Source organism: Nitrospirota bacterium, assembly GCA_040755395.1.
Classification (GTDB): domain Bacteria; phylum Nitrospirota; class Nitrospiria; order Nitrospirales; family Nitrospiraceae; genus DATLZU01.
The window spans coordinates 83,881-109,876 of the sequence record JBFMAX010000001.1; the positions used below are offsets into that span (position 1 = coordinate 83,881).

The window sequence follows — 25,996 nt, forward strand, 5'->3', positions numbered from 1 at the left end:
ACGAGGATACCCCTCCTTATCGGAGAGATCCCTATACAGACGCAATCCGGGCCACGCTCTCCTGCAGCCAGATCGGCCACTGAACGCGAGCTTATTCATACCGCAACGCCTCGATCGGATTGAGGCGCGCGGCCTTGTTGGCGGGGTAGAGGCCGAAGAACAGCCCGACAGCCAGCGAAAACAGGAAGGCCACGACAACCGATTCCGCCGAGATGATCGTCGGCCAGCCGGCCACGACGGTCGTGAGCCGGGCGCCGGCGATGCCGAGCAGGATTCCCACGATGCCGCCGACCAGGCTCAAGGTCATGGCCTCGATCAGGAATTGAACCAGGATGTGGCGCCGCTTCGCACCCACCGCCATACGAACGCCGATCTCCCTCGTCCGTTCGGTCACCGACACCAGCAGAATGTTCATGATCCCGATTCCGGCCCCCAGTAACGATACGGCGGCAACCACTGCCAACATTTTGGTCAGCTCCGCATCTGCCGCCTGACCGACACCGCTCATCTCAACGTCCGTTTTAATCGTAAAGTCGTCCGCTTGACTCGGTCCCTTTCTATGGCGTTCCCGCAACACCGACCGGACCTGCTCGATCGCCAGCGGGATTTCTTCGCGCCCGTGTGTGGAAGCCAAAATCGCCTCTACCGGTTCCGACAGCGAGCGGCCCTTTACTCTCTGTAGCGCGGTAGAAAACGGGACATAAATCACATCGTCCATGTCGTAGCCGAAGGCGTTCACACCTTTTGGTCTTAAGACCCCGACCACCTCAAATCCCCACGCTGGGGCGGAGCAACCGGATGGAAGCGCCGGATCGGCACCATTGCGGCTCAAGGAACTCTGCAACGGTTCATACAACGAAAGGGGACCTTGTCCCAAACAGGGCCAACGCAGACCTCCGCCTGTACATGGTAGCTCTCTCGCTCCGGTCTCCGACTTCCCTGGTCGGGCTTTCTGCTCGAGCAACGGAAAAGGTCGGACGCATCCTGCATTGACCTGCGCCCCTTCACCTGTTCCCTTCGTTGAACCATTCGACGGGACGGCGCTTTTGGACAGTCGTATCTGTGCGGATATCGCTTCCTCTCCGATCTCAAAAAGATTCTCAAGGACCGTTCGTCCGACTATGGCAACCGACTTGTTGCGTACGAGATCTTCCTCGTCAAAAGGCCTGCCCGCGACAAAGGACCAGTTGCGGATCTCCAAGCAACTCGGAGTAATTCCGACGACACGCGTTTTCCAATTCCGAGACCCGCGGACTGCCTGCACCGTTTCTCCGACCGTCCAGCAAGTCGACTTTAACAGGGGAACGGCTTCCTGCAACGCCTGCCCATCCGCAACCGTTAACGCCGCGGAAATTTCCGGGGTCTGCCGAATCCCACGAACCATCGGTGCGCCAGGATTCACGAAGATTGCATTGGTCCCGATTGCGAGAATCTGATCGACCACGGCCGACTTCGCACCGCTACCGATCGCGATGGTGATCAAAACGGCGCCGACCCCAAGACCCAGACTCGCGATGCTGAGCAAGGACCGAAAAGGATGGCGAGCCGCTCCATCAATACCGACTCGGATGAGCTCTCTGACGGCGACCCGAACCATGGTCGTTCCGCTCTGCTGCGGTTATGGGGATTCGGCATCCGTGGGCCGAAGCATCCGAATCACCTGGGACACGATGGCGAGAGATCCGCTTCGCCGGACATCGCCTCATTCGTACCGCAACGCCTCGATCGGATTGAGGCGCGCGGCCTTGTTGGCGGGGTAGAGGCCGAAGAACAGCCCGACAGCCAGCGAAAACAGGAAGGCCACGACAACCGATTCCGCCGAGATGATCGTCGGCCAGCCGGCCACGACGGTCGTGAGCCGGGCGCCGGCGATGCCGAGCAGGATTCCCACGATGCCGCCGACCAGGCTCAAGGTCATGGCCTCGATCAGGAATTGAACCAGGATGTGGCGCCGCTTCGCACCCACCGCCATACGAACGCCGATCTCTCTCGTCCGTTCGGTCACCGACACCAGCAGAATGTTCATGATCCCGATTCCGCCGACCAGCAACGACACCGACGCGATCGCAAAGAGCATGACCGTCAAGGTCTGGCTGGTCCCTTCCTGCACCCTGCCGATGTCCACCTGCGTCCGGACCGTGAAGTCGTCGGGCTGGTCCGGCTGCAGACGATGGCGCGCTCGTAAGACCTCGCGGATCTGCTCCACCGCTTCCGGCAGGTCTTCCGCCCGATCGGTTGAAGCGAAGAGGGCGCCGACCGAGCCGAGGAACATGGTGCCGAAGACCTTGCGTTCGGCCGTCGTGAACGGAATGAAAATGATATCGTCCTGGTCCGAACCCTGGGCGGATTGGCCCTTGGGCGCGAGCACACCGATGACGCGGAACGGCACGTTTTTGATCCGGATCGTCGCGCCGACCGGCTCCTCGCCCGGATCGAACAGGTTTTCGACCACCGTCTGTCCGACCAAGGCCACACGCGCGGCGCTATCCATGTCGGCCTGCGTGATAGGCCCACCGCTGACGAAGGACCAGTCCCGGATTGTCAGATAGCCGGGGGAGATCCCGTTCACCGGGCCGTTCCAATTCTTGTTGCCGTTGACGATCTGCATCACGTCGCGCTTCGCCCAGGCCGTTTCACGCAGCAAGGGAACCCGCTTTTTCAGTTCCAACGCGTCCGTCACCGTCAAGGTCACGGCGCCGCCCTGTCCCCCGCGAACGCCGCCCACCGTCGTCGCGCCGGGCAGGATGATGATCACGTTGGTGCCCATGCTGGCCACCTGCGCCTGCACGGCCGCGCGCGCGCCCTGGCCTATGCTGACCATGGCGATGACGGCGCCGACGCCGATGACGATGCCCAACATCGTCAAGCCGGCCCGCATCCGATTCCGGCCGAGAATACGCAGGGCCGTGACGACGGTCAACCAGACGAACGTCGACATCAGGTTCCGGGTCTCCTTGCGGCGGAGGCGGACAGGACGTCCGCCCGCCGGTCGCTGATGATTCGCCCGTCCTTCATCCCCAGTTCGCGGGACGCACAGGCGGCGATGTCCGGTTCGTGCGTGACCAGGATGATGGTGAGGTGGTCTTCGCGGTTCAGTCGCTGCAGAATCCCCATGATCTCCCGGCTGGACTCGGTATCCAGGTTGCCCGTCGGCTCGTCGGCCAGGAGGATCGACGGCGAGGACACCAGCGCGCGGGCGATGGCGACACGCTGCTGTTGGCCGCCGGACAGTTGGGTGGGATAGTGATGTTCCCGCCCGGAGAGCCCGACGCGCTCCAAAGCCGCTGCGGCGAGCGCGCGCTGTTCTTTCAAGGACAGGCCCCGATAGAACAGCGGCAACTGCGCGTTCTCGAGAGCGCTGGTTCTGGGGATGAGATTGAAATTCTGAAAGACGAAGCCGATCTGCCGGTTGCGGATGTCGGCCAACGTATCCGGCCCGAGTGTGCCGACTTCGACCCCGTCCAGCCAATAGCGTCCCCGGGTCGGTTGATCGAGGCAGCCTATGATGTTCATCAGCGTGGACTTGCCGGAGCCGGACGCGCCCATCACCGCCACGAACCCGCCGCGCTCGATGGTCAAATCGACGCCGCGCAGCGCCTGGACCTCCACATCGCCGACGCGATAGATCTTCCAGAGATTCTCGCAAACGATCAGCGCGCCCATAGCCGAAACGTGAATCGTGAAGCGTCGGTCGTACTCGTCGCTCGTATTTCGTATCCCACCGTGCGCATCCGGTTCTTTGTACGCGAGATACGCTTCACGCACAACGCGCGACGAGTTAGATCCCGCGTGGGCCGCGCCGTTGGCCCGTGCCGAATCCCGGCGGCAGTTGATGCGGGGCCCGTTCGCTGCGCGGCAACTCGAGGCCGACGATAACCTGGTCGCCTTCACCCAGCCCGCCGCTGGTCACTTCCGCCGCCATCCCGTCGGAGATGCCGGTTTGGACGGTGACCGGCTCCGGCTCGCCGGAGCTTCCCAACCGCCAGACCGTCCTGACCGGTCCGTTCTCGGCGCGAAGCGCCGGCTGGCTCTGTCCGACCCCGCCGCCGTTCCTTGCCGCCCGGGCTTCCGATGACTGCCCGGCGCTCTGATCGGTCTTGGGCGGCGTAAAGCGCAAGGCCGCATTCGGCACCTTCAACACCTGGTCTCGCTTGGCCACCACGATCGAGACATTGGCGGTCATGCCTGGCTTGAGTCGAAGATCCCGATTGTCCACTCCGACCACGACGTTATACGTCACGACGTTCTGCACGTTGATGGGAGCCAATCGCACCTGCTTGATCACGCCCCGGAATTGTTCCCCAGGGTACGCATCGACCGTGAACGTCGCTTCCTTGCCTTCGGTGATCCCCCCGATGTCCGATTCGCTGACGTTGGTATCGACCTGCATTTGCGTCAGATCCAAGGCGATCAGGAAGAGGTTGGGCGTGGCGAAGCTGGCGGCGACGGTCTGGCCCACTTCGACGTTTCTGGCGACCACGATTCCGTTCACCGGCGACCGGATGACGGTGTATTTGAGGTCCAGTTCGGCCGCGTTGAGCGCGGCCTCCGCCTGCTTGACCTGCGCCTGGGCGAGTTTCAACTGCGCCGCGGCGCTTTCGTAGTTGGTCCGCGCCAGATCGACGTCGTTCTGCGAGACAAACTGTTGCGCGATCAGCGAATTCACCCGCTCCAGCTCACGCTTGCGCTGCGCCACATCGGCGCGGGCGCGGACCACATTCGCCTTGGCCATTTCCAAGTTGCTGGCGGCCTGGTCGCGACGCGCCTTGAACGGCGCCGGATCGATGATGGCGACGACGTCGCCGGCTTTGACGCGTGAATTGAAGTCGGCGTGCAGGCTCTTGATCATACCGGAGACTTGCGTCCCCACCTGCACCAACACGACCGGATTGATGGTGCCCGTCGCGGTGACGATCGACACGACCGAGCCGCGTTCCACCGGCACGGTCCGGTACCGCATCGGCGGCTGGCGTTCGCCGTTCAAGAAGACGTAGCCCCCGATGGCCAACGCGGCCACGAGGACCCCGACGATCCAGACGATCTTCCTCATCGGGCCGATTAGACTCCACACATGCAGGCTGTCTCCGCATTGTACCAGGAGGGCACGGGGGAATCACCCGGACGAAACAAGAGCTAACAGCTCGCAGCGAGCAGCTTAAAGCTGCCCCGTTGTTGGCTGCCGGCCATTCACATTTTCAGAACAGTCCCCATGGCCCTTTGGGCCACCCTGCAGGACGAAAATCGTGGATGGGCGAGAGGCGAGTGGTAAGGGGTTCAACTCCTCGCCTCTCGCCCCGTGCCTCTCGCCTCGCGCCTATTTTCTACACAGGCAGGAATAAGAACGGCCGTTCGTCTCCCGACGAACGGCCGTCATGCACTCCCTCTCGGCGCCCGCCTACGGCGCCACCGTGATGCGGTCCTTGATCATGTCGAAGGTTTCTTTGGGAAGCACGTTCTTGGCCACCAACTCGCCCTTGATCCGGTATGGTCGATTGCTGACGATGCGGTCGGCCATTTCCTTCGTCAGGCCGAGGAACAGGACCATGTCGCCGGCCGACGCGGTATTAATGTTCATCGGCGTCACACTCGGTTGAGGAGGCGTCGGCACCGCCGAGGGAGTCATTGGTCCACCCGGTGCGGCCGCACCCGGAACCGGCGGCGGGCCGGGCGCGGGAACAATCGGCGTGGGCGGCGGCGCGGTGCGCTGACGCTCTTTGAGCTCTTTTTGGTATCGGGCGACCAGCGACTTCAACGTCTCATTATGCCGTTTCACATCTTCGTATTCCTGGCGAAGGCTGCGGTTCTGCGCCGCGAGCTGTTTCTGTTTGTCCTCCAGTTCCTTGAGCCGCGCCGCGATGTCGCTGCGTTCCTTGTCGCGGGCGTGCTCGATGCGTTGCAATTCATCGCGGGCCGCCTGCGCTTCATTGCCGAATTTGACGTTCAGCTCCTTCAGAGTTTTGACTTGCTGCTCGAGGGCGCTTTTTTGCGTCCGCGTCTTCTCCAGTTCCGTCTTGGCAGCGTCCGCCTCGGCCAGGGCGGCTTTGTACTTGCTGTTGCTCACACAGCCCGCCGCGGCCAGGGCGCCGAGCAGGACCACGCACATCGTGACATACCGCTTCATGAACGACCTCCTCTCAGCCGTTTCGTTTGCACTCACCCGCGATTTCCCGCTTCAGGGCCGACTCATGCGAAATGGTAAACCTTCAAGACACGACGTCGCAGGAGAAAAACAGGTGAGATCACGGCGCCAATTGTGTGTAGTCCATCGGCCTCGCTTTGTCAACAGATTTGCGCGCATGACGGCCGATTCGCGCGAATGCGCGCACCGCATGCCGACGTTCCGTTTGAAATCCGCTCGCGGCTTGACTGACCACCGGGTCTCTGTGATCATGCGCCGAAACCGCCGTCCCGCATCGACGCACCGCAACTCTGGTAGGTGTCATGATCCAGTGGGGTCCGGAGCTCGCCGTCATCCTCGGGCTGGTGGAAGGCCTGACCGAATTCCTGCCGGTCTCCTCGACCGGCCATCTCATCCTGATCGGCCATGCCCTCGGCTTTACCGGCGCGATCGCCGCAAGCGTGGAAGTTTCGATTCAATTGGGATCGATCCTGGCGGTGGTCGCCTATGAGCGCCGCAAGATCGTCGAGCTCTTCTCCCAAGCCGGAAAAGAACAGGCGACCCTGCGGGAGATGCTCAAGACGCGCGGCGGCTGGGTGACGACGCTGCGGTGCTCGGCCGAGGCGCACCGCCACCTGTGGTTTCTGCTCGGCCTTGGCGTCGCCTTCCTCCCCGCCGCGCTGGTCGGATTCCTGGCGCACCGGTGGATCGAGACCTACCTCTTCACCCCGCAGACCGTCGCGGCCTCGCTCATCGTCGGCGGCCTCCTCATCCTCGCCGTAGAGGCGCGCCGTTCGCCGGCGCAGATCACCCGGCTCGAACATGTCGGGGTGCGGGCCGCCTTCTGGGTCGGCGTCGCGCAGTGCGTCTCGCTGATCCCTGGCATGTCCCGATCCGGATCGACGATCGTCGGCGGGTTATTCGCGGGCTTGGACCGGAAGGTGGCGACCGAGTACTCTTTCTTTCTCGCGCTGCCGACGATGATCGCGGCGACGGCCTACAAGATGGTTACATCCCAATCCCTGTTCTCGAATCAGGACTACCTTGCCCTGGGGCTCGGCCTGGTGGTGTCGTTCGTGGTCGCCTGGGCGGTCATCGCCGCATTCCTGACCTTCGTCCAACGGCACACCCTGCGGGTCTTCGCCTACTACCGCCTGATGCTCGGCGCGGTGGTCCTCATGGCTTTTTACTGAAAGAGCGTGTGACTGAGCCCGTCATTCGTCAATAGTCATCATGGCCGCAACGCGGCCGCCCTGTTTGACCCGTTGCTTGGCCCCAGAAACGCCCCCTCACCCTCCCCTTTCCCCATCCGGAGGATAAAGGTGAGGGGGGATTTTCAGGACAGGACTGAAGAGGAAGCGATCGATTAGCGACCGACGCTTGACGCTTGACGAGTGTCGGTCAGGACTGGTCTTCCTGAAGCGCCGGCTCTTGCTGCTTCTTTTCTAGGGCAAAGTGCAGAATCAGGAAGGCGACGCCGACGCTGATGGCGGCGTCGGCGACGTTGAAGGCGGGCCAGTGATACACGTCGTAGTAGAAATCCAGGAAGTCGATCACTTCTCCATAGCGCAGCCGATCCAAGAGATTGCCGATCGCCCCGCCGAGAATCCCTGCGATGCTCAGTTGTCCCATCCAGTCGCGCTCCGGGAGGCGGAACAGGATCGTCCCCAGCAGCACCAGCGCCAGGACGGACGTGAGCCCGAAGAACACGAAGCGGAACGCGCTGCTGCTCCCCGCCAACAAGCCGAAGGCGGCCCCGGGATTTCTGATGTAGGTCAGGCTGAAGAGGTTGGGGATGATCGTGATCGACTCATGCAGCCGCATGGTCTGCATGATATACACTTTCGTCACCTGATCCAGGCCGACGACTCCCGAGCTGACCAAGCCCAGGATCAGATAACGGGTCTTGCCGTTCACCGAATCGCCTCAACGCAGCGGTCGCAGAGAGTCGGATGGTCCGGGAACGTGCCGACCGCCGGCCGATAGTTCCAGCAGCGCTCGCACTTCTCCCCGTCTGCCCGGACCACGATAACCTCGTGATCATCTGGAGGCCGGACTGTTGCGCCTGAACGCAATTCAACTTGAGAGCAAATGAACAAAGCGGGCAACTCAGGCTCGTAACCCTTGAGAAATTCGTAGAGTCCGCTGGTTCCTGTGACAACAACCTTGGCTTCGAGCGAAGAACCTATGAGTTTTTCCCTGCGTTGTTCCTCAAGCTTGGAAAGAACGGTGGTGCGGACACGGAGCAAATCATTCCACCGACTCGCCAATTTCTCGTCTGCCCACTTCCGATCCGCCTCCGGAAACGAGGTCAGATGCACGCTGTTCGCGCCGGCATCCTTGCGCGCCGCTTCCGGCAGCATGCGCCAGATCTCTTCCGCCGTGAAGCTGAGGATCGGGGCCATGAGTCTTGTCAGCGCCACTAAGACATCGAATAGCACCGTTTGCGAACCCCGGCGCAACGGGGAGTCCTTTCTGAACGTGTACAGCCGGTCTTTCAGAATATCCAGGTAGACGGCGCTCAGGTCCACCGCGCAGAAGTTGTTCAGCGCGTGGAAGATCGTATGAAATTCAAAATCTTCATAGGCGCGCGTGACACGGGGGATCAACTCCCCGAGCCGCAGCAACGCCCACCGATCCAATTCCGGCAACCGTTCATAGGGGACCCGATGCTGCGCCGGGTCGAAGTCGTAGAGGTTGCTCAACAGGAACCGGCAGGTGTTGCGGATCTTCCGATAGGCCTCGATCAGGTGATTGAGAATCTCCTGGGAGATGCGAAGGTCTTCGCGATAGTCCTGGGCCGACACCCAGAGCCGAAGAATTTCCGCGCCGGATTGTTTGATCACATCTTGCGGCGCGACGACATTGCCGGCCGACTTGGACATCTTCTTCCCGGCCCCGTCGACCACGAATCCGTGAGTCAGCACGGACTGATAGGGCGCGCGGCGGTCCGTGACGACCCCGGCCAACAACGCGCTGTGGAACCACCCCCGGTGCTGATCGGATCCTTCAAGGTACAGATCGGCCGGCCACCATTTGCGCGGCTTGAGCACCGCGGCGTAGCTCACGCCCGATTCGAACCAGACGTCGAGGATGTCCCGTTCCTTTTCAAACGCCCGCCCCCCGCACGCCGGACACGTCGTCCCCGCCGGCAGCAACTCCGCGGCCGGTTTCTGGAACCACACATCGGCGCCGTGGATCTCGACAAGTCCGGCCACGTGGTCGATGATCTTGGGATCGGCCAACACGGTCCGGCAACCCGCGCAGGTAAAGCCCGGAATCGGCACGCCCCAGACGCGCTGCCGGGACAGGCACCAGTCCGGCCTGTTCTCGATCATGCCGTGGATCCGGTCCCGCCCCCACGGAGGAATCCACCGCACGCGCTCGATCTCGCCCAGGGTTTCCCGTCGCAGGTCGTTGATCTCCATCGAGACAAACCATTGCTCCGTCGCCCGGAAGATCACCGGGTTCTTGCAGCGCCAGCAGTGGGGATAGGAGTGGGTCAGCGAGCCGTGGCCCAACAATCGCCCGTTGGCTTTCAATCGCTCCACGATCGCCGGGTTGGCCTTGAACACATGCTGGCCGGCGAATTCCTTGATCGCTTCCGTGAAGCGACCGGCGTCGTCCACCGGCGCCAGAATCTCCAGCCGTTCGCCGGGCGAGGCGTTCGCGTTGTGGGCCAAGACCAACGCATAGTCCTCCTGCCCGTGTCCTGGCGCGATGTGGACGCAACCCGTACCCTGATCGAGCGTGACGAAGTCGCCGAGCAGAATCGGAGACAGACCCTGCGTCAACGGGCGCTGTGTCTCAAGACCTTCGAAGCCTTCACCGCCCCGTTTCACGCCCAGCACAGTGTAATTCGACAGGCTGCAAGCCTTGGCCACGCCGTCGAGCAGTTTCTGCGCGATGACAAGGACTTCGCGCCCGACCTTCACGAACGCGTACTCGATCTCCGGATGGAGGCAGACCGCTTGGTTGGCGGGTAGCGTCCAAGGCGTCGTAGTCCAGATCACGATCGAGACGCTCTCGACATCCGGGGGAAAATCGAGACGCAACGGCGAGGCGCTCGCCAAGACTTTGGGCGGACTCACCAACGGGAACTTCACATAAACCGACGGCGAAGTGTGATCCTCGTATTCGACTTCGGCTTCGGCCAAGGCGGTCTGATCGGTCGTGCACCAAAGCACCGGTTTGAGGCCTTTATAGACCCCGCCGCGCTCGACGAACTTGCCGAACTCCCGCAGAATCGTCGCCTCGTAGGCCGGGTCCATCGTGAGATAAGGCCGCTGCCAGTCGCCCAACACGCCCAACCGTTGAAACTCTTCCCGCTGAATCTTGTAATACTTCTCGGCATAGTCGCGGCAGAGTTTGCGGATCGACGACGTGTCCAGGTCTTTCTTCTTCTCGCCCAGTTCCTTGAGCACCTGATGCTCGATCGGGAGGCCGTGGCAGTCCCACCCCGGCACATAGGGCACGTGGTAGCCGGCCATGGTCTTGGACTTGACGATGATGTCCTTGAGAATTTTGTTCAGCGCGTGGCCGATGTGGATGCGCCCGTTTGCATAGGGCGGCCCGTCATGCAAGATGTACAGCGGCCGTCCCTTACCCCTTTCTTGAATCTGCTCGTAGAGCCGTTCCCGCTCCCACCAGGCGAGCAATTCCGGCTCCCGTTGAGGCAGGTTGGCCTTCATCGGGAAATCGGTTTTGGGGAGGTTCAATGTGGCTTTATAGTCCATGCCCGTAAGGCGTAAAGAGTTAGGCGTGTGGGGATCGGCCTCGTCCCCCTTACGCTTCACGCCTCACGCTTCACGATTCGGTTAGCTGATACTCATCATCCGTTCCAGCGCCACCTTCGCCCAGGCTTTTTCATCTTGCGGCACGACGATGCGGTTGACCACGTGCCCTTCGGCCAGGTTTTCCATCGCCCAGCAGAGGTGGGGGGCATCGATGCGGAACATGGTGGCGCATTGGCAGACGGTCGAAGAGAGGAAAAACACCCGCTTGTCGGCCTGCTCCCGCTTGAGGCGATTGACCAGATTCAACTCCGTACCGACGGCCCAGGTCGTCCCGGGCGGGGCGGAGCGGACCGTGCGGATGATGAATTCCGTCGAGCCGACAAGATCGGCCTTGTTGACGACGTCCTCATGGCATTCAGGGTGGACGATGACCGTGCCGTCCGGGTATTGCCTGCGGAAATAATCCACGTGGGCAGGTTGGAACATCTGGTGCACGCTGCAATGGCCCTTCCACAGAATCAGCTTCGCCCGTTGAATCGCATCGCGCGTATTCCCGCCGTTCGGCATATACGGGTCCCACACGATCATCTGCTCGCGCGGCAGCCCCATCTTGTTGGCGGTGTTGCGCCCCAAATGCTCGTCGGGGAAGAAGAGAATCTTCTCACGCCGCGCCCAGGCCCACTCCATCACCGCGCGCGCGTTCGATGAGGTGCACGTGATGCCGCCGTGCTCGCCGCAAAAGGCTTTGAGCACCGCGGCGGAGTTGACATAGACCACCGGCAGGACGGTGTCTTCGACCGGAAGGATCCGGCCCAAAGCCTCCCAACACTGGTCCACTTGTTCGATCGCCGCCATGTCCGCCATCGAGCAGCCCGCCGCCAGATCGGGCAGGATCACAGTCTGATTCGAACGGCTCAGAATATCGGCCGTTTCCGCCATGAAGTGAACGCCGCAGAAGACCACGTACGGCCGTTCGGCGTGTTCGGCGGCCTGTTTGGCGAGCAGCAGCGAGTCGCCGCGAAAATCGGCGTGCTCGATGACTTCATCCCGTTGATAGTTATGCCCCAGCACCATGACCTGATCGCCTAGGGCGCGTTTCGCCGCAGTCGTACGGGCGAACAGCTCTTCGGCGGACAACGTCTGATACTCCGTGATGGGTCGGGGCAGCGAAGCGACGGATTTCACAGACACCTCGATTGGTTCCCACCGGATCGGCGTCGGCGCGCGGCTGAGTATGCGGGCATTCTACGACAGAGCCTGCCGACAATCAATGTGAAGGGACTGCGAAAAAGCCCTATTGGGGCTGATGGAGCAGGAGCCCCAGGCGCAGGGTCCAAATGCCGATTGACTCTGATCGCGGAGGCGGGTACGATCCGATGCATCATAGCTAGGGGAGCCACTCGGCTGAGAGTCCGCCTGCCGGACGACCCTCAGAACCTGACCTGGATAATACCAGCGTAGGGAAGCGGAGAGAGCGTTGATGTCCGGCGACTCAGCCGCACCCCTGTCACGGTGCGGCTTTTTAGTTTGGACGCAGTAAATCGATGGGCAAGGGGCAAGGGGTTCAACTCCTAGCCTCGTGCCTATTTTGAGAAAGGATGTCATATTATGATGAGCGAGTCACAGACCGGAAACGGGACAACCAACGGCAACGGCCATCAGCCTGGCGAGGCGGTGCTGACGACGACGCCGTTCCCCGCGTCGCGCAAGATCTATGTCGAGGGCGCTATGCCCGGTGTGCGCGTGCCGATGCGGGAAATCAGCCTGACGCCCACCCGGCCGGCGAACGGCGGCGCGCCGGTGCCGAACCCGCCCGTGACCGTCTATGACACGTCGGGGCCCTACACGGACCCCACGGTCTCCGTTGACATTCGGAAAGGATTGCCCCCCACCCGCCTGCCGTGGATTCTTTCGAGAAACGACGTGGAGGAACTGCCGACCGTGACCTCCCTGTACGGTCGCCAGCGGGCCGCGGATCCCAAGTTGCGGGAGATTCGGTTCCAGCACACCAGAAAACCCCTTCGCGCGAAACCCGGCATGAACGTCACCCAGATGCATTATGCGCGGAAGGGCATCATTACCCCGGAGATGGAATTCATCGCCATCCGGGAGAACCAGTCCCGTGAATTGGCGCGCGAAGCGCTGGCGGCGGACAACGGGCGCGGCGGCGGGCCGCCGGACGACGCCGGCCGGCTCTGGGTTCAACACCCGGGACAGCCCTGGGGCGCCTCGATCCCCGACAAGATCACACCGGAGTTCGTGCGGGACGAAGTGGCCCGAGGCCGCGCCATCATTCCGGCCAACATCAACCACCCGGAGAGCGAGCCGATGATCGTCGGTCGCAACTTCCTCGTGAAGATCAACGCCAACATCGGCAACTCCGCCGTCGCCTCTTCGATCGAAGAGGAAGTGGAAAAGATGATCTGGGCGATCCGCTGGGGCGCCGACACGGTGATGGACCTTTCCACCGGCAAGAACATCCATGAAACCCGCGAATGGATCATCCGCAATTCGCCGGTCCCCATCGGCACCGTGCCGATCTATCAGGCGCTGGAGAAAGTCGGCGGCAAGGCCGAGGACCTGACGTGGGACATCTATCGCGACACGTTGATCGAACAGGCCGAGCAAGGCGTGGACTATTTTACGATCCATGCCGGCGTGCGGCTGCGCTACATTCCGTTGACGGCCAAGCGCATGACCGGCATCGTCTCGCGCGGCGGCTCGATCCACGCCAAGTGGTGCCTGGCTCATCATGAGGAAAATTTCGCCTATACGCACTTTGAGGAAATCTGCGAGATCATGAAGGCCTACGACGTCTCCTTCAGCCTGGGCGACGGCCTGCGGCCCGGCTCCATCGCGGACGCGAACGACGAGGCGCAGTTCGCCGAACTGGAGACGCTGGGCGAACTGACCAGGATCGCCTGGAAGCACGATGTGCAGGTCATGATCGAGGGCCCTGGCCATGTGCCCATGCACTTGATTCAGGTCAACATGGAGAAACAGTTGAAGGCCTGTCACGAGGCGCCGTTCTACACGTTGGGCCCGCTGACGACCGACATCGCGCCGGGCTACGACCACATCACCTCCGGCATCGGCGCGGCCATGATCGGATGGTACGGCTGCGCGATGCTCTGCTACGTCACGCCGAAGGAGCATCTGGGGCTCCCGAACAAGGAGGACGTGAAGGCCGGCGTCATTGCCTACAAGATCGCCGCGCACGCCGCCGATCTGGCTAAGGGGCATCCCGGCGCCCAGGCGCGGGACAACGCCCTGTCGAAGGCGCGGTTCGAGTTCCGGTGGGAGGATCAGTTCAATCTGTCGCTGGATCACGAGACCGCCCGCGCCTATCACGATGCGACCTTGCCGGACAACGCCGCCAAGGTGGCGCATTTCTGCAGCATGTGCGGACCCCATTTCTGCTCGATGAAAATCACGCAGGACGTCCGGGACTATGCCGCGCAGAAGCTGCTCGACGAGCAGCGGGCGCTGGAAGTCGGCATGAAAGAAAAAGCGGAGGAATTCAGAAAGTCAGGAGCGGAAATCTATCTTTAAGAACCTGGCAAGAGGCACGAGGCAAGGGGCGAGCGGATTGACCTCTCGCCTCTAGCCCCTTGCCCCTAGCCCCCATGGAGTGCCATCATGGCCAAACCCAAACCCTCCCCTTTGCGCGAACGAGACATCACCCGGCAGATCGCGCGGGAATACTACAAGGAGTTCGATCAGCTCATCGAGAGCGACGTCATCGTCGTCGGCGCCGGACCCTCGGGCTTGATCTGCGCCCATGATCTGGCCGCGATGGGCTTCCGCACGTTGGTCGTCGAGCAGGCCCTCGCCTTGGGAGGCGGCTTCTGGTCCGGCGGCTATCTGATGAACAAGGCGACGATCTGCGCGCCGGCCAATGAAATCCTCGAGGAGATCGGCGTGCCCTGCAAACAGGTCAAGGACTGCGACGGCATGTATATCGTGGACCCGCCGCACGCGACCGGCGCTTTGATCGCCGCCGCGTACAAGGCGGGCGCCAAGATCATGAACCTGACGCGGGTCGTGGACTTGATTCTCCGGAACGACGGCTTATTGGAAGGGGTCGTGGTCAATAACACGACCGCCGAGATGGCGGGTCACGACGTGATTCACGTGGACCCGATCGCCCTGGAAAGCAAGGTGGTGGTGGACGCCACAGGCCACGACGCCGTGGTGGTGGACCTGCTCCACAAGCGGAACCTCTACAAGCCGGTGCCGGGCAACGGCGCCATGTGGGTTTCCCGCTCGGAGGAAGAAGTCATGGACCGGACCGGCGAAGTCTATCCCAATTGCTTCGTGGTAGGATTAGCTGTAGCGGCCGTGTACGGCACCCCGCGCATGGGCCCGGCCTTCGGCTCCATGTTGCTCTCCGGCCGGTACGGAGCGGAGCTCATTAAGAAAAAAATAAAACAAGAGTGATTAAGTAACTGGTGATTAAGTGATTGAAGCGCCGAATCACTTAGTTGCCAATCGCTCAATCACGAATCACTCAATCGCTTCTGACCATGGACCTTCAGGATTTCTTAATACAGGGCGAGGGCAGCGAAGAGGACAAGAAGGAAGCCTGGAATCTGTTCCAGCGGGCGTACGAACACCAGATGAAAGGCGATCTTGAGGAAGCGGTCCGGCTGTACAAGAAGTCCATCGAAACCCATCCGACCGCCGAGGCGTATACCTTCCTGGGGTGGACCTACAGTTTCATGGGCAGACTCGACGAAGCGATCGAGGAATGCCATAAGGCCATCGCGCAAGACCCGGATTTCGGCAATCCCTACAATGACATCGGCGCCTACCTGATCGAGAAGGGCCAGTTCGACGAAGCCATTCCCTGGTTCGAGAAGGCCATGCAGGCCAGACGATACGAAAGCCCCGCCTTTCCTCATCTCAATCTCGGACGGGTCTATGAACGCAAGGGCCGCTGGAACGACGCGATCGAGTGTTATAAAAAGGCGCTGGCGCTCAACCCTAATTACGCGCTGGCCAAGCGCGCGCTCGGACGCCTCATCAGCATGATGAACTGAAACCGGCGGTCTATCTGGTCTGTCTCGTCTATCTGGTCCGTTTGGTTGGGGAAAAGGCGCATCAGGTGGTCCGGCTGCGAGGCTGCGTGCGGGTGCACAGATGACGACGAATCATAACAAGACAGACCAGAAAGACCGGACAGACCAAAAGACCATTTTAGTCGCCGTCAACGACATCTTCTTCTACACCAAAATCCGCGATGCGCTGTTGCCGAACGGCTACACATTGGAGCGAGTCCGGACGCTGGACGAGGTGCCGCAGAAGCTGTCCGCGTTGCGTCCCACGGCCATGATCGTGAACATGAACGACCCTTCGCTGGATGCCTTTCGGGCGCTGGAGACGGTCAGAGGCGGCAACAGCTTGCGGTCCATGCCGATCCTGGCCTTCGCCAATCACGAAGAGGTGGAGACCTGGAAACGGGCCAAGGAGTTGGGCGTCACCAAGATCGTGTCCAGGAATGAATTCTCGGCGAGGACGCGGGAATTGATCAACGAGTTAATGAGCAAACAGCCAACAGCGAGCAGCGAGTAGCTCCAACCACTGGGCTACGAGCTATTGGCTATGTGCTACTCGCTCATGCGCAAAATGAAACACTCCCTTCTCCAAGACCAGCACGCGAAACTGGGCGCCGTTTTTGAAGAGGTCGCCGGTTGGACCATGCCCGCGCACTACGGCGATGTGCGGGCCGAGCACGGGGCCGTGCGCCGGGTGGTCGGCCTCGCGGACCTGTCGCATCGAGGCCAAGTCCGCGTCACCGGCGAGGATCGGATCAAATGGCTGCAGAGCGTGATCAGCAACGACATCCTGTCGCTCTCAGTCGGCCAGGGCGCCTATTCCAGCTTGCTGACCCACAAGGGCAAGATGCTCACGTATTTCCGGGTCTACCTGCTGGCCGACTCGGTCATGCTCGAAGACGTCGGCGAGATCGGCGAGAGCACGTTTCAGGCCCTGCGCAAGTTTCTCCTGTTCGGCACGAAGGCCAAGCTGGAGAATTGCGCGGAAAGCTGGGGGCTCCTGCTGATCAGCGGTCCGAAGGCGCCGGAGGTACTCAAGGCGGCCTTCAAGGTCGAGGTCGGCCATCTCCGGCCGCTGCATGTCCTGACTCACCGGATCGGCGGCCTGCCGGCCTTGCTCATCCGTACCGAAGAGACCGGCGAGACCGATATCGAGATCATGATCTCCGCAGACGGCGTGCAGACTGCGTGGGAAGCGCTCATGCAGGCCGGCCTACCGTTCGGCATCAGGCCGTTCGGCGGTCATGCGAGGGAAGCGCTGCGTCTGGAAGCGGGATTGCCGAAGGCCGGTCCGGATCTCAACGAGGACATCGTGCCGCCTGAAGCGAATCTTGAAGGCAAAGCGTTCAGTCTCACCAAAGGCTGCTATCCCGGCCAGGAAGTCGTCGCCAGGATGGACACCTATGGCAGCGTGCGGCGGCGGTTGGTCGGCTTGGTGTTGAAGGAGCCGGTCATTCCGCCGAGAGGCGCCAAGCTCTTCAGCGGCGAGCGGGAAGTCGGCTGGATCAGCAGCGCCACCTACTCACCGCAACTCGACAGCGTCATCGCGTTCGGATTTCCGCTCCGCGATTTCACCAAACCGGACACCGCGCTCACGGTCGACATCAATGGCCGGCGCTACGACGCCACGGTCCGACCGCTCCCGTTTTACGCCCGACCTGCGGGTTAGAAGGACACCACCTGCTCGTCCGGCAGTCGCCGCTCGCGGAGGTGCGTGCGAGTCAGTCCCGCATCGAGCAGCGAATCACCCAGCCCCTCCATCGCCGCGGCCAAATTGAGCCGAAGCTGAACCTCCTTCTTTTTCCGGTCCTCTTCCGGAACTTCTTTTAGGCGCCCCCGCGTGTAGATCGCGACTTCCGTCTCGTGCCAGACGACCGCGCCGGTGACAGGATCGATCGCCGACGCTTCCACGCGGACCGGGCGAAAGGCCACACCGAACACATAACCTCCTCCGAACCAGACCGGCATGCCGGTCAAAAGCTCAAAGCCCACATTGCCGAGAATCGCGGCCGGATTCCAGGCCGTAGCCAACCCGAGCGCGACCGACTCCCAGGTCATGTCCGCGAGCATGCCTCCCGCGAGCCACTGCCAGCGGACCTTGCCGTAGTCCTGCACCACGCCGGTAACGAGAAGGTCGGCTCCAAGCCGCACACGCAGGCGATGCAGGTGTTCAGGTGAAAACGGCTCCGTGGTCGCGATACCGAGTTCGCCCAACACCCGATCCGTTTCTTCCAATGAGATCAGCGCATAGACGCGCTGATCGGCCAGCCTGGCATACATCAGTCGACGCGCGTCGTCACTGATCTGTCCGACCGCCCGTGCAACCAACCGCGGCTCTTCCTCCGGCTCGAGGTCTCCGTTCACACTCTGAATGGACGACAAGCTTGTGATTTCAACGCCCATCGCGAACGGCAGCACGGCAACCCTGGGCGGGTCAGCCGGCGGCGGATCAGGCTTCGCTTCGGACCTCAACCCAACGCATCCGGCCAGACCGAAGGACAGACCGACCATGACGGCGCATACGGCCAAGCTGATCGTGCTTGTGCTATGCATCGGACAACTCCCTTCGCGTGCGAAACAGACGATGAGCGGACGTGAGCCGGTCTAAGCTTGAAGAAACCGGCCCACAGGCTCACATACGAAGGGGCGGAAGACAGGGAGCGGCAGAGCGGGGTTTGAAGCGGCCATCGACTGGCGCGACGGAACAGGAGGACATCTTGAACGAAGAAAGACCCGTCAAGTCGTCGTCGGCATCCACCAATCTCTGACTCATGCCGGCGGTCTTCACGTGAGACGCCTCACTGCCGACGCTGGGCACCGTCGTATTCTCAGCGGGACCTTTCAGATCGTCCGGCGGAAACGGCAATTCGGCCGCCTCGGCTTCGGGGAACTCAAACACCAGGTCCTCGACCACATCGGCTGAGGCAGTCACAGCCAGGAGAAGCGCCAGCCAGGAGAGGGCTCGCAAGAAGCCGCCTTTCATTGCGACCTCCCTGCCTCGCTCTTTCGCCTTCGCGGAAGCCACCGTGGGACTGCGTTGCGATACTCCGCATAGAGCTGCCCGAACCTGGCTTGCAACAGAGGTTCCTCGATGGAGATCACAAACAGATGAAAGCCGACGCCCAACAAAAACGCGTAGACGGCGATCGCCAGGGAATCAAACGCCAGAGCTTCCCCGACGAGCATGAGAAGAATTCCCAGATACATCGGGTTCCTCACCCAGCGATACAAGCCGGTCGCCACAAACACGACCGGCGGATCCCACAAGGCCGGTGTGCCTTGGCCGCGCGTCGAAAACTCCCACGCGCACCAGAGATAGGCGCCGGCGCCGGCGGGGATCAACACGACGCCGATCAGGGACCACGGTCCGAAGGAAAACGGCACGCGGGGTTGGAAGTGGGACAGCAGCCAGTAGGGAATCACGATCGTCACCGTGCCCGGGACGAGGACGGTAAAGAGGATCGTCTTGATCAATATACGCATCGCGGCTCCGGCCACCGCGCGCGGCCATCGGTTGGGAACGCTTCGCGCCGGCGCTCACCGTTCGGGATTGCGGGCGTCGGCGACCGCCCGGGCAAAGGCCAGGACGCTTTTGCGCTCCTCGTCGTCCAGCGCGAGCAGGAGGTGGGTTTCTTCGGCATGCATGAGCCGCAGGCTCAGAAACGGCTCTTCCCGCCGCTTCTCCCGGTTTTCCCAGACCGCATCGATGATCTGCACCTTGTCCAGTTGGGCGACCGACACGACATCGTAGCGGAAATATTGATCGCCGATCACGATGTCGTAGAGAACGTTTCCGGCGGTGAGCAGCACGAGGTTGAATCGGCCCTGGTCCTCATACCCCTCGGGCAGGAACTTGTTGACATGACACAACGCGACCTTGCGATCCCCCAGCGCCGCCCGAAACTTGAGCTTCAAGGCGTCGTAATCGATCTGGAGCGCCTTCTCATCCGGACCGGTCGCGGCGATCGCCGCATCCTTCGCCTTCTCATAGATTTCATCCGCCGTCATCAGACCCGCCATCGTTCCCTCTCCTTTTCCTCAATCATTCCGCCTGAGCGTTATCCGCCGATGCTTCCGAATCGCGAGTCGGTACCCTAACCGGCCCGCCGCCAGGAATGCAAGAGGGTTACCGAGCCTTGAGCGTATGTGCCGCCCGAAGCGCGCCCTGGTCGTCGAGAATCCGGACCTCGAGCAGCGTTCCTTTCACCGACACCACCCCGAAGTTCGAGTACCCGCCGTCGCTGAACAGGGTCACGGGCTTGAAGGCGGGATTGGGGAGGACAGGACGACCGTAGGCCGCGGAGAGCGGCCCGCAGATGAATTCATGAAAGTCCGCCACACCGTCTCCATCCGGATCGTAGGCGTTGGCTTGCACGTAATGCACGTCGGCCGCCAACCAGACGACGTTCTTGATACGGCGCGACAGGATCGCCTCCACAATCTGCCCGAGCTCCGTCTGAAACCCCGTTCCGTCCGGCCCGCGCGCCCAGCTATCGTTGCCCGGCGCCAGTAGGGTGCCTCCCTTGGGATTGGACAACGGCACGCTGGTGGCGATCACCTTCCAGGTCGCCGTGGACTTCGCCAACCCGTCCAGCAGCCACGCCCGCTGTGCCTCGCCCAGCATGGTCTTGCCCGGCCCATCCGGCTCCGCGTTGCGGCTGCGGTACTGACGCGTATCGAGGATGAAGAGTTCCAGGTCGGCCCCGAATCGGACCCGCCGATACAGCCGAGTCGGATCGTCAGGCGGCGTCCGGATCGGCCAGTACTCCAGCAATGCCTGCCGGCCGATCGGCATCCGCGGATCATGCGGACCGGCAAAATTGTTGCCGACTTCGTGGTCGTCCCAGATCGCGAACACCGGGACGGCGGCTAAGAATCGTTGGAGCGCCGATGAGCCGCGCTGATAGCGATGCTTCGCACGATACTCATCCAACGTCGAGGCCGTAAAGGCGCTGCCCGGGGCGTTCGGCGGCGAGGGGCAGGTATCGTCGCTATAGATGAGGTCGCCCAGCAAGACGGCAAAATCGGGCTGTTGCCGACGCATGACATCAAAAATCGGGTAGCCGGCCCGGTCATCGCGACAGCGTTGCTGCCCCCCGAGATCGCCGCTCCACAGAAAGGTCACCGGCGCTGGCGCGTCCGGCGCAGGCGCCGTCAGAAATTCGCCCGCGGCCGCAACCTTCGCGACCGGGGCCAAGCCGCCTTCCCACTGCCGGTCCTCCACCAACACCTGATACCGGTACCTTGTCGCAGGCTTCAGTCCATCGAGCGGCACGCGGAGCGTGAAGTCATGCTCCCGGCCGGTCTGCAGGAGGGCGGTTCCGGCCAAGTGAGGCAAGTCGGCATGATCGCCCTCCGCCCTCGCCCATTCTTCCACTGGCGCCCATTCAATCTGGACTTTCTTGGGGCCGTCCGTACGGAGCCACACGAGAGCCGAACGATCGGTCACATCGCCGGTCGCGATCCCGGACGACAGCCTGCCGGAAAACGAGGCGGATGGTTCCGCAAAAGGGCTGCCGGGCGGCAGGCCGGGTTTATAAGAAGGCGGGCAGCCGGTCAGTGACAACGCCAGCCAGAGAGAGACCGGCCCAATCCAGATACGAAGCCAGGAGCGCATCGAGCGCCCACACTTACTTGAACAGGCGCGGCTCCGTCAAGGCATGGCCCGGCGCCGTTGCTTTTCTGCCGCGAGGTTCGGCATACTCGCTTCGGCTTGACGAGGTGTCGGCGGCGACGGGTACGGAGGAATTGCCTATGAGCGATCAGGCGTGTTCGATTCAGAATTGCAAAGCCAAGGTCTATGCGCCGGCCGGGACGGGCGCGCTCTGCAAAGAGCATTTTTTGAACTTCCTGGCTTGGCGACGCAAGCGCGGGCTCCAGATGTTCCAGAAATATGCGGCCATGACGATGGAAGAACGGGACACGGTCATGGCCGAGTGGGCCCAAACGGTCAGAATTGAAGAGGCGCCGGCCCCCCCGGGCGCGAAACGATAGTCCATTGCTGACTTCCTCGAAGGACCGCCGTTCATGTGCGCACGCTCTCGCTTCGCCACCCACCTTGTTGTCATCGGCGGGATCGGCTTGGCCGCGCTCCTTGCAGTGCCGTCTCTCGGCGAGGCCAGTTGCGCCGGTCTGAAGGGTGATGATCTGCAACGTTGCCTTGCAGGAGAGCTCAAGGATCCAGGGCCCGCCAAGATCCTCTTCTACGACCAGGCAGGCAAGTCTATCGCGCTCGACCAAGCCGTCGTCACCCGCTCCATGGACGAAGTCTGCCGGACCATCGGACGTGACGGCCTGTTCACGGCCTATAAAAACGACGGGCCCCGCCGGTCGGCGCGCATCTGGAAGGAAGTCTCCTGCAGGAGTGGTCGTGTGGACGGCCTTTGGAAGGAGCATTTCCCGTCCGATAACACCCTCACCATCCTCTTCTACGACGCCTCCGGCAAGGCCGTGAAACAGGCGCTCTACTACAACGGCCGGCTCATCCGCGAAAGCCCCATCGGCGGGAAGTAGGCCTGCGACCACTCGTTCTTCCGCTGGTTCCGGGCAACTGATCGATCGAACACTCGAACCGCTCGGCTCTTGTCCAACGCGTGGAGTTTGACTAAGTTGACGGTATGGGTGACACAGGCTGGCTGGTCTTGATCGTCGCGAGCGCAGGGATCCTGACCCCGCTGGTGCGCCGCTGGTATCGCCGACGAGTCGCTGCCAAATCGGCGGATCGCCTATTGTCCGAGGTGCTCAAAGCCAAGGACGCCTTCCGGCGGTGAGCAATCGAGTTCAGCCCGAGAATTAACCCGGATCGCAGAATATTTTCCTTGCGGCAGAAGATGCGGCGGCAGTATTAACGGCCCGATCGAGTGACGCAGCCGGCGCTGTTGGATGAAGTGGCACAAGTCTATCAGTACCGAACGGGGAATCAAGTACTGTCACGACTCTCGTTGCCTAAACTCTCGCGCTCCGTGGAGGACGCCCAAAATATAAACCGCCGGGGAAAGGGGTCGGGAGTCTTTACTCTGGATCCTTTTAGGCCGGCCCCGCAGCAGAGCGGACGTTCGCCTTGGCTTCCGACCCCTTTGTGTGTTCTCAAGAGATCGTCTAAAAGACTCCCGACCCCTTTTTTGTCGTTCGACCCCTTTTTGTCGTTCGCCCTGATACCAGCGGTTACCAATGACGGTCTTGATCTTCGCCACGCGCTCGGAGGAATACGGAAGAAGCACAATGAGCCTTCCCGCACCACCTGGCATGATCTGAATTTGGTTCGCCGGCATCTTCAACACTTCTGTCTAGCGCGCGCTGGGCGAACCTGAAGCGAGGGTGACGGCTGCATGCTCACTGCCCGTGTCCGGCGAGATCATTCTCCCCACACCCTTCCTCTTTAGGGGAGCGGTCTGCACGCCCTCGACTGCGCGCATCATCGACCCGTTGCAATCTGAAGAGCAACAGGTCCCCCAACACCGCCCATAGTGTTCTCATATGACCACCCCTTGGCGCGCGGTCTGCGAGCACAGAGAGAGCACAGCTTCACCCCATGACCGGTGACCCATGATGATGAATCATCAACCACTCATCCCCGATCCGTTCATAGAGGTTCGTGGCCAGCACCCGGCTTTCGATCGGTTGGTCGTCCTGGCGGCTGGTGATGTTCTCCGTGCAGATCACCCAGGCGATGTCCCCCGCCACCTGGATCTGAATCTCGGTGAGCTCGAATTTCATGGAGAACGTATTGTTGAAGATCAATACCCACGAGTCCCGCACCGCCGGCCACCCCACCCGCTGCGACCAACCCGGATGGATGCAGGTGACATATTCCAGGTGAGCCCATACCTTGTCCATCCGCGCGATATCCAAGCTTTCAAAGGCGTCGTAAAAGGCCTGGTTGGCGCGCGTCACTTCCTCGATTCGTTCCTTGATCATGCTCGCTCCTTGGAATGGGGTGCGTCGTATCATACCCCAAGTGCGCAGAGCGGGGCGAGCAGCAGGAATGGAGGAATACCGGTGTTCCTACTGACAGGGTGGACGGGACAAACGCGGGAAAGCGAACGGATGGAAGCCGCTCAGCCGGTTGGTGCAAGACGCGGCGCAGCCTTTACCCGCAAGGCGGTGGTTGGCGAACGGCATGGCTACTTTTTCTTGGAAGCTTTGGCTTTGCTCGGCGCGCTCTTCACCGCGGACTCCTTTTTGACCGGCATGGGGGCGGTCGCGCCGTTCCGCAAGGCCTCGATCATGGCTTTCCTCGTGGCGAACGTCTTGCCGGCCAGCGGTCCTCGTTCGCAGATATAGGGCCCTCTCGGCCGTTCTTGACGGCAGTCATGCTTATCGGAAGACTTCGCGGCGAACGAAGTCGCCGGTCCCATGACCAATGCCATCAGAACCACACTCAAGAAGACGGACAGATTTCGTGACATCGTACCCTCCTGCGTAAAAAAATAGGCGCGCGGCTAGAGGCCCGAGGCAAGATCTCAGGGCCTCTTCTCCCTCGCCCCGAGCCCCTTGCCTCCCGCCGAAGGCTCATGGGGTGTTAAGAGCACTGTCCAAGTATAGCAGGCGGCTCTGAAGCGGCAGCCTTCAGCAATCAGTAGTCAGCCATCGGCTTGCTGATAGCTGAAAGCTGGAGTGGTCAAGTTTTTAGGCGAGAGGTTTGCCAGCCGACCAACCAGACGCCGGCCAGAACCAAGATAATTCCGATGATCTCGATCGACCCGACCGGGTCTTTCAAAATAAGCGCGGACAGCACGACCGCCGCGACGGGCGTCAGGTTGCCCAGCACGGACGCGCGCGAGGGACCGATCCCGTTCACACCGTACAACCACGCCTGCTGCGCGACGGCGGTCGCGAAGATGACCAAGTAGCCTAACGCCAGCCAATCCTCGGCTGTTACCGAGGCCATACCCGCCTCCGTCATTTTGCGATCGGCCCACATCAGGGGAACCTGGAGCACCGTGGCAACCAACAACGTCGTCCAATTGACCGTCAGCGCGGACATCCGCTCCATGATCGTCCGGCTACCGATGCTATACAGCGCCCAACTCACCACGCCCAGGAACACGAGCGCGCTGCCGAGCACCGGCTGTTCGCCGACGGCCTGAAATCCCGCCACCGACACGAGCGCCACTCCCGCAAATGACAGGAGACAGCCGAGCCAGACGGCTCGCAACGGGACATCTTGAATCAGCATCGCCGAAAGCAACGACGTGACGACCGGAGACGAGCCGATGATGACGCCCGCAACAGCACCGCTCACGTATTTCAGCCCGATCAGGATCAAGAGGTGATTGCCCAACACACCGAGCCCGAGGAGCGACAGGGTACGGAGGTCCGTACGAGTGAAGCGTGCCACCCCGCCCTCCTGCCACCACCAGGTCGCCATCAGGATGGCGAGACCGCCCGTATCCCGCAGCACGGACGCTTCGACGGGCGAGAAGGACCCGAGCGCCAACTTCTGCGCGACGATCGAGCCGCCCCACAGGACGGCTGCTGCCGTCACCGCCCCGTAGGCGGCCCACTCCGAAGGTTTACGCATGGTGCACGGGCTATAACAATCGGCTCCGCCGGTCGTCAAGCGGTTTCTGATCGTCGCCTGCGCCTTGACAGGGTGGCGCGGCTTCGCTATTGTGCGCCTCCAAGCCGATCCGGGGATCGCAAACGGCCGGACATTTTCACCTCGTGGAGGAGTAATGACGCCTCATCCAACGGGACGCCGACTGGTGTCCCTGTTCCTCGCCGGATGTTTGCTCTTGGCTGGCTGTACGAAGACCCTGGTCAAAGACGACGTCCGCACCGCCAAAACGTCCGGCGATCACTGCTCGGGCAGCGAATGGGTGGACGATTCCGCGATCGCTGCGCTGCCGGTTCCTTTCGTCGCGTTCTTCGTTCCGCACATCGATCTGCACGACATCAAGGCCGACGAGTATCTGAAGCGCTGCGGCGGCGATCCCACGCGGCTGGTCAATCGGACGGTCGAGGTCAATCGCACCGCCTGCATCCCCGCCGCGCTGGTGTACATCATTACCCTCGGCATCTGGCAATGGTGCCCGGCGCAGGTGTCGTGGGAAGCGGACTTGAAGGCGTGAATCGTTAGGCGA

26 protein-coding genes, 1 pseudogene and 1 riboswitch are annotated in these 25,996 nt (G+C 61.9%); of the genes and pseudogenes, 10 read left to right on the forward strand and 17 right to left on the reverse strand.

All coding sequences use genetic code 11. The features are described from left to right. Positions 1-91: 91 nt before the first annotated feature. From AB1555_00425 to AB1555_00450, 6 genes and pseudogenes are all read right to left on the reverse strand, one after another. On the reverse strand, positions 92-739 hold the full coding sequence (locus AB1555_00425; GenBank protein MEW6245159.1) for an FtsX-like permease family protein: 648 nt from the start codon (positions 737-739) through the stop codon (positions 92-94). A 348-nt stretch (positions 740-1,087) separates the two neighbouring features. Continuing rightward, a pseudogene (locus AB1555_00430) lies at positions 1,088-1,597 on the reverse strand (ABC transporter permease). Positions 1,598-1,702: 105 nt separating this feature from the next. Further along, positions 1,703-2,938 carry an ABC transporter permease gene (locus AB1555_00435; protein ID MEW6245160.1) on the reverse strand — a complete coding sequence of 412 codons (1,236 nt, stop codon included), beginning with the start codon at positions 2,936-2,938 and terminating at the stop codon, positions 1,703-1,705. Then, on the reverse strand, positions 2,938-3,663 hold the full coding sequence (locus AB1555_00440) for an ABC transporter ATP-binding protein (protein MEW6245161.1): 726 nt from the start codon (positions 3,661-3,663) through the stop codon (positions 2,938-2,940). Before AB1555_00440 ends, AB1555_00435 begins: the two co-directional genes overlap by 1 nt. A gap of 115 nt (positions 3,664-3,778) precedes the next feature. Further along, entirely contained in the window at positions 3,779-5,050 is a 1,272-nt protein-coding gene (locus AB1555_00445) for an efflux RND transporter periplasmic adaptor subunit (protein ID MEW6245162.1), read from the reverse strand. A gap of 345 nt (positions 5,051-5,395) precedes the next feature. Next, positions 5,396-6,121, reverse strand: a complete 726-nt coding sequence (locus tag AB1555_00450; GenBank protein MEW6245163.1) for a helix-hairpin-helix domain-containing protein — start codon at positions 6,119-6,121, stop codon at positions 5,396-5,398. 320 nt (positions 6,122-6,441) lie between these two features. On the opposite strand from AB1555_00450, the gene AB1555_00455 reads away from it, so the two are divergent. Then, complete coding sequence (locus AB1555_00455) at positions 6,442-7,311, forward strand: undecaprenyl-diphosphate phosphatase (GenBank protein MEW6245164.1); 870 nt, start codon at positions 6,442-6,444, stop codon at positions 7,309-7,311. Between the two features lie 208 nt (positions 7,312-7,519). Here the strand turns inward: AB1555_00455 and lspA are convergent, their stop codons facing one another. The 3 genes from lspA to nadA form a co-directional block, all read right to left on the reverse strand. Beyond that, positions 7,520-8,035: a signal peptidase II gene (gene lspA, locus AB1555_00460; protein ID MEW6245165.1), complete on the reverse strand. Its 516-nt coding sequence runs from the start codon at positions 8,033-8,035 to the stop codon at positions 7,520-7,522. Further along, positions 8,032-10,854, reverse strand: coding sequence for an isoleucine--tRNA ligase (ileS, locus tag AB1555_00465; GenBank protein ID MEW6245166.1), 2,823 nt, complete (start codon positions 10,852-10,854; stop codon positions 8,032-8,034). Before ileS ends, lspA begins: the two co-directional genes overlap by 4 nt. Before the next feature lie 81 nt (positions 10,855-10,935). Further along, positions 10,936-12,009, reverse strand: a complete 1,074-nt coding sequence (gene nadA, locus AB1555_00470) for a quinolinate synthase NadA (protein ID MEW6245167.1) — start codon at positions 12,007-12,009, stop codon at positions 10,936-10,938. A gap of 224 nt (positions 12,010-12,233) precedes the next feature. Further along, a riboswitch (TPP riboswitch) is annotated at positions 12,234-12,335 on the forward strand. A 130-nt stretch (positions 12,336-12,465) separates the two neighbouring features. Between nadA and thiC the strand changes: the two genes are divergently transcribed. The 5 genes from thiC to AB1555_00495 all read left to right on the forward strand — a co-directional run bounded on the left by thiC (position 12,466) and on the right by AB1555_00495 (position 17,580). After that, complete coding sequence (gene thiC / locus AB1555_00475; protein MEW6245168.1) at positions 12,466-14,406, forward strand: phosphomethylpyrimidine synthase ThiC; 1,941 nt, start codon at positions 12,466-12,468, stop codon at positions 14,404-14,406. Between the two features lie 87 nt (positions 14,407-14,493). Then, complete coding sequence (locus AB1555_00480) at positions 14,494-15,294, forward strand: sulfide-dependent adenosine diphosphate thiazole synthase (GenBank protein MEW6245169.1); 801 nt, start codon at positions 14,494-14,496, stop codon at positions 15,292-15,294. Between the two features lie 86 nt (positions 15,295-15,380). Further along, positions 15,381-15,896 (forward strand): tetratricopeptide repeat protein, encoded by a 516-nt coding sequence (locus AB1555_00485; protein ID MEW6245170.1) that lies wholly within the window; start codon positions 15,381-15,383, stop codon positions 15,894-15,896. Between the two features lie 100 nt (positions 15,897-15,996). Then, positions 15,997-16,428 carry a histidine kinase gene (locus AB1555_00490; GenBank protein ID MEW6245171.1) on the forward strand — a complete coding sequence of 144 codons (432 nt, stop codon included), beginning with the start codon at positions 15,997-15,999 and terminating at the stop codon, positions 16,426-16,428. Positions 16,429-16,482: 54 nt separating this feature from the next. Further along, positions 16,483-17,580, forward strand: coding sequence for an aminomethyltransferase family protein (locus tag AB1555_00495; GenBank protein MEW6245172.1), 1,098 nt, complete (start codon positions 16,483-16,485; stop codon positions 17,578-17,580). Here AB1555_00495 and AB1555_00500 read toward each other — a convergent pair. The 5 genes from AB1555_00500 to AB1555_00520 all read right to left on the reverse strand — a co-directional run bounded on the left by AB1555_00500 (position 17,577) and on the right by AB1555_00520 (position 21,528). Then, positions 17,577-18,464 carry a hypothetical protein gene (locus AB1555_00500; protein MEW6245173.1) on the reverse strand — a complete coding sequence of 296 codons (888 nt, stop codon included), beginning with the start codon at positions 18,462-18,464 and terminating at the stop codon, positions 17,577-17,579. The genes AB1555_00495 and AB1555_00500 overlap by 4 nt on opposite strands. Before the next feature lie 79 nt (positions 18,465-18,543). Continuing rightward, positions 18,544-18,894: a hypothetical protein gene (locus AB1555_00505; protein ID MEW6245174.1), complete on the reverse strand. Its 351-nt coding sequence runs from the start codon at positions 18,892-18,894 to the stop codon at positions 18,544-18,546. Further along, on the reverse strand, positions 18,891-19,394 hold the full coding sequence (locus tag AB1555_00510; protein MEW6245175.1) for an isoprenylcysteine carboxylmethyltransferase family protein: 504 nt from the start codon (positions 19,392-19,394) through the stop codon (positions 18,891-18,893). Before AB1555_00510 ends, AB1555_00505 begins: the two co-directional genes overlap by 4 nt. 54 nt (positions 19,395-19,448) lie before the next feature. Further along, positions 19,449-19,931, reverse strand: a complete 483-nt coding sequence (locus AB1555_00515; GenBank protein MEW6245176.1) for a hypothetical protein — start codon at positions 19,929-19,931, stop codon at positions 19,449-19,451. A gap of 106 nt (positions 19,932-20,037) precedes the next feature. Then, on the reverse strand, positions 20,038-21,528 hold the full coding sequence (locus AB1555_00520) for an alkaline phosphatase D family protein (GenBank protein ID MEW6245177.1): 1,491 nt from the start codon (positions 21,526-21,528) through the stop codon (positions 20,038-20,040). Positions 21,529-21,665: 137 nt separating this feature from the next. Between AB1555_00520 and AB1555_00525 the strand changes: the two genes are divergently transcribed. The 3 genes from AB1555_00525 to AB1555_00535 all read left to right on the forward strand — a co-directional run bounded on the left by AB1555_00525 (position 21,666) and on the right by AB1555_00535 (position 22,681). Continuing rightward, positions 21,666-21,905, forward strand: a complete 240-nt coding sequence (locus AB1555_00525) for a hypothetical protein (protein ID MEW6245178.1) — start codon at positions 21,666-21,668, stop codon at positions 21,903-21,905. A 33-nt stretch (positions 21,906-21,938) separates the two neighbouring features. Beyond that, positions 21,939-22,424 (forward strand): hypothetical protein, encoded by a 486-nt coding sequence (locus tag AB1555_00530; GenBank protein ID MEW6245179.1) that lies wholly within the window; start codon positions 21,939-21,941, stop codon positions 22,422-22,424. Between the two features lie 104 nt (positions 22,425-22,528). Then, positions 22,529-22,681, forward strand: coding sequence for a hypothetical protein (locus AB1555_00535; protein ID MEW6245180.1), 153 nt, complete (start codon positions 22,529-22,531; stop codon positions 22,679-22,681). 754 nt (positions 22,682-23,435) lie between these two features. Here the strand turns inward: AB1555_00535 and AB1555_00540 are convergent. The 3 genes from AB1555_00540 to AB1555_00550 form a co-directional block, all read right to left on the reverse strand. Further along, complete coding sequence (locus AB1555_00540) at positions 23,436-23,828, reverse strand: nuclear transport factor 2 family protein (GenBank protein ID MEW6245181.1); 393 nt, start codon at positions 23,826-23,828, stop codon at positions 23,436-23,438. A gap of 206 nt (positions 23,829-24,034) precedes the next feature. Further along, positions 24,035-24,319 (reverse strand): hypothetical protein, encoded by a 285-nt coding sequence (locus tag AB1555_00545; GenBank protein MEW6245182.1) that lies wholly within the window; start codon positions 24,317-24,319, stop codon positions 24,035-24,037. 212 nt (positions 24,320-24,531) lie between these two features. Beyond that, positions 24,532-25,434 carry a DMT family transporter gene (locus AB1555_00550; GenBank protein ID MEW6245183.1) on the reverse strand — a complete coding sequence of 301 codons (903 nt, stop codon included), beginning with the start codon at positions 25,432-25,434 and terminating at the stop codon, positions 24,532-24,534. Positions 25,435-25,588: 154 nt separating this feature from the next. Here AB1555_00550 and AB1555_00555 point away from each other — a divergent pair, with 154 nt between their 5' ends. Beyond that, positions 25,589-25,984 carry a hypothetical protein gene (locus tag AB1555_00555; protein MEW6245184.1) on the forward strand — a complete coding sequence of 132 codons (396 nt, stop codon included), beginning with the start codon at positions 25,589-25,591 and terminating at the stop codon, positions 25,982-25,984. The last annotated feature ends 12 nt before the right edge of the window (positions 25,985-25,996 follow it).

What these genes read in the sequence shown, in the direction of transcription:
- AB1555_00500 (MEW6245173.1), bottom strand. Translation starts at nt 18,464, where the DNA reads ATGCATAGCACAAGCACGATCAGCTTGGCCGTATGCGCCGTCATGGTC.
- AB1555_00545 (MEW6245182.1), bottom strand. Translation starts at nt 24,319, where the DNA reads ATGTCACGAAATCTGTCCGTCTTCTTGAGTGTGGTTCTGATGGCATTG.
- AB1555_00490 (MEW6245171.1), top strand. Translation starts at nt 15,997, where the DNA reads ATGACGACGAATCATAACAAGACAGACCAGAAAGACCGGACAGACCAA.
- AB1555_00505 (MEW6245174.1), bottom strand. Translation starts at nt 18,894, where the DNA reads ATGAAAGGCGGCTTCTTGCGAGCCCTCTCCTGGCTGGCGCTTCTCCTG.
- AB1555_00485 (MEW6245170.1), top strand. Translation starts at nt 15,381, where the DNA reads ATGGACCTTCAGGATTTCTTAATACAGGGCGAGGGCAGCGAAGAGGAC.
- thiC (MEW6245168.1), top strand. Translation starts at nt 12,466, where the DNA reads ATGAGCGAGTCACAGACCGGAAACGGGACAACCAACGGCAACGGCCAT.
- ileS (MEW6245166.1), bottom strand. Translation starts at nt 10,854, where the DNA reads ATGGACTATAAAGCCACATTGAACCTCCCCAAAACCGATTTCCCGATG.
- AB1555_00525 (MEW6245178.1), top strand. Translation starts at nt 21,666, where the DNA reads ATGAGCGATCAGGCGTGTTCGATTCAGAATTGCAAAGCCAAGGTCTAT.
- AB1555_00515 (MEW6245176.1), bottom strand. Translation starts at nt 19,931, where the DNA reads ATGGCGGGTCTGATGACGGCGGATGAAATCTATGAGAAGGCGAAGGAT.
- AB1555_00530 (MEW6245179.1), top strand. Translation starts at nt 21,939, where the DNA reads ATGTGCGCACGCTCTCGCTTCGCCACCCACCTTGTTGTCATCGGCGGG.
- AB1555_00450 (MEW6245163.1), bottom strand. Translation starts at nt 6,121, where the DNA reads ATGAAGCGGTATGTCACGATGTGCGTGGTCCTGCTCGGCGCCCTGGCC.
- AB1555_00480 (MEW6245169.1), top strand. Translation starts at nt 14,494, where the DNA reads ATGGCCAAACCCAAACCCTCCCCTTTGCGCGAACGAGACATCACCCGG.
- AB1555_00520 (MEW6245177.1), bottom strand. Translation starts at nt 21,528, where the DNA reads ATGCGCTCCTGGCTTCGTATCTGGATTGGGCCGGTCTCTCTCTGGCTG.
- AB1555_00445 (MEW6245162.1), bottom strand. Translation starts at nt 5,050, where the DNA reads ATGAGGAAGATCGTCTGGATCGTCGGGGTCCTCGTGGCCGCGTTGGCC.
- AB1555_00540 (MEW6245181.1), bottom strand. Translation starts at nt 23,828, where the DNA reads ATGATCAAGGAACGAATCGAGGAAGTGACGCGCGCCAACCAGGCCTTT.
- AB1555_00510 (MEW6245175.1), bottom strand. Translation starts at nt 19,394, where the DNA reads ATGCGTATATTGATCAAGACGATCCTCTTTACCGTCCTCGTCCCGGGC.
- AB1555_00535 (MEW6245180.1), top strand. Translation starts at nt 22,529, where the DNA reads ATGGGTGACACAGGCTGGCTGGTCTTGATCGTCGCGAGCGCAGGGATC.
- AB1555_00440 (MEW6245161.1), bottom strand. Translation starts at nt 3,663, where the DNA reads ATGGGCGCGCTGATCGTTTGCGAGAATCTCTGGAAGATCTATCGCGTC.
- AB1555_00555 (MEW6245184.1), top strand. Translation starts at nt 25,589, where the DNA reads ATGACGCCTCATCCAACGGGACGCCGACTGGTGTCCCTGTTCCTCGCC.
- AB1555_00550 (MEW6245183.1), bottom strand. Translation starts at nt 25,434, where the DNA reads ATGCGTAAACCTTCGGAGTGGGCCGCCTACGGGGCGGTGACGGCAGCA.
- AB1555_00435 (MEW6245160.1), bottom strand. Translation starts at nt 2,938, where the DNA reads ATGTCGACGTTCGTCTGGTTGACCGTCGTCACGGCCCTGCGTATTCTC.
- AB1555_00455 (MEW6245164.1), top strand. Translation starts at nt 6,442, where the DNA reads ATGATCCAGTGGGGTCCGGAGCTCGCCGTCATCCTCGGGCTGGTGGAA.
- AB1555_00495 (MEW6245172.1), top strand. Translation starts at nt 16,483, where the DNA reads ATGAAACACTCCCTTCTCCAAGACCAGCACGCGAAACTGGGCGCCGTT.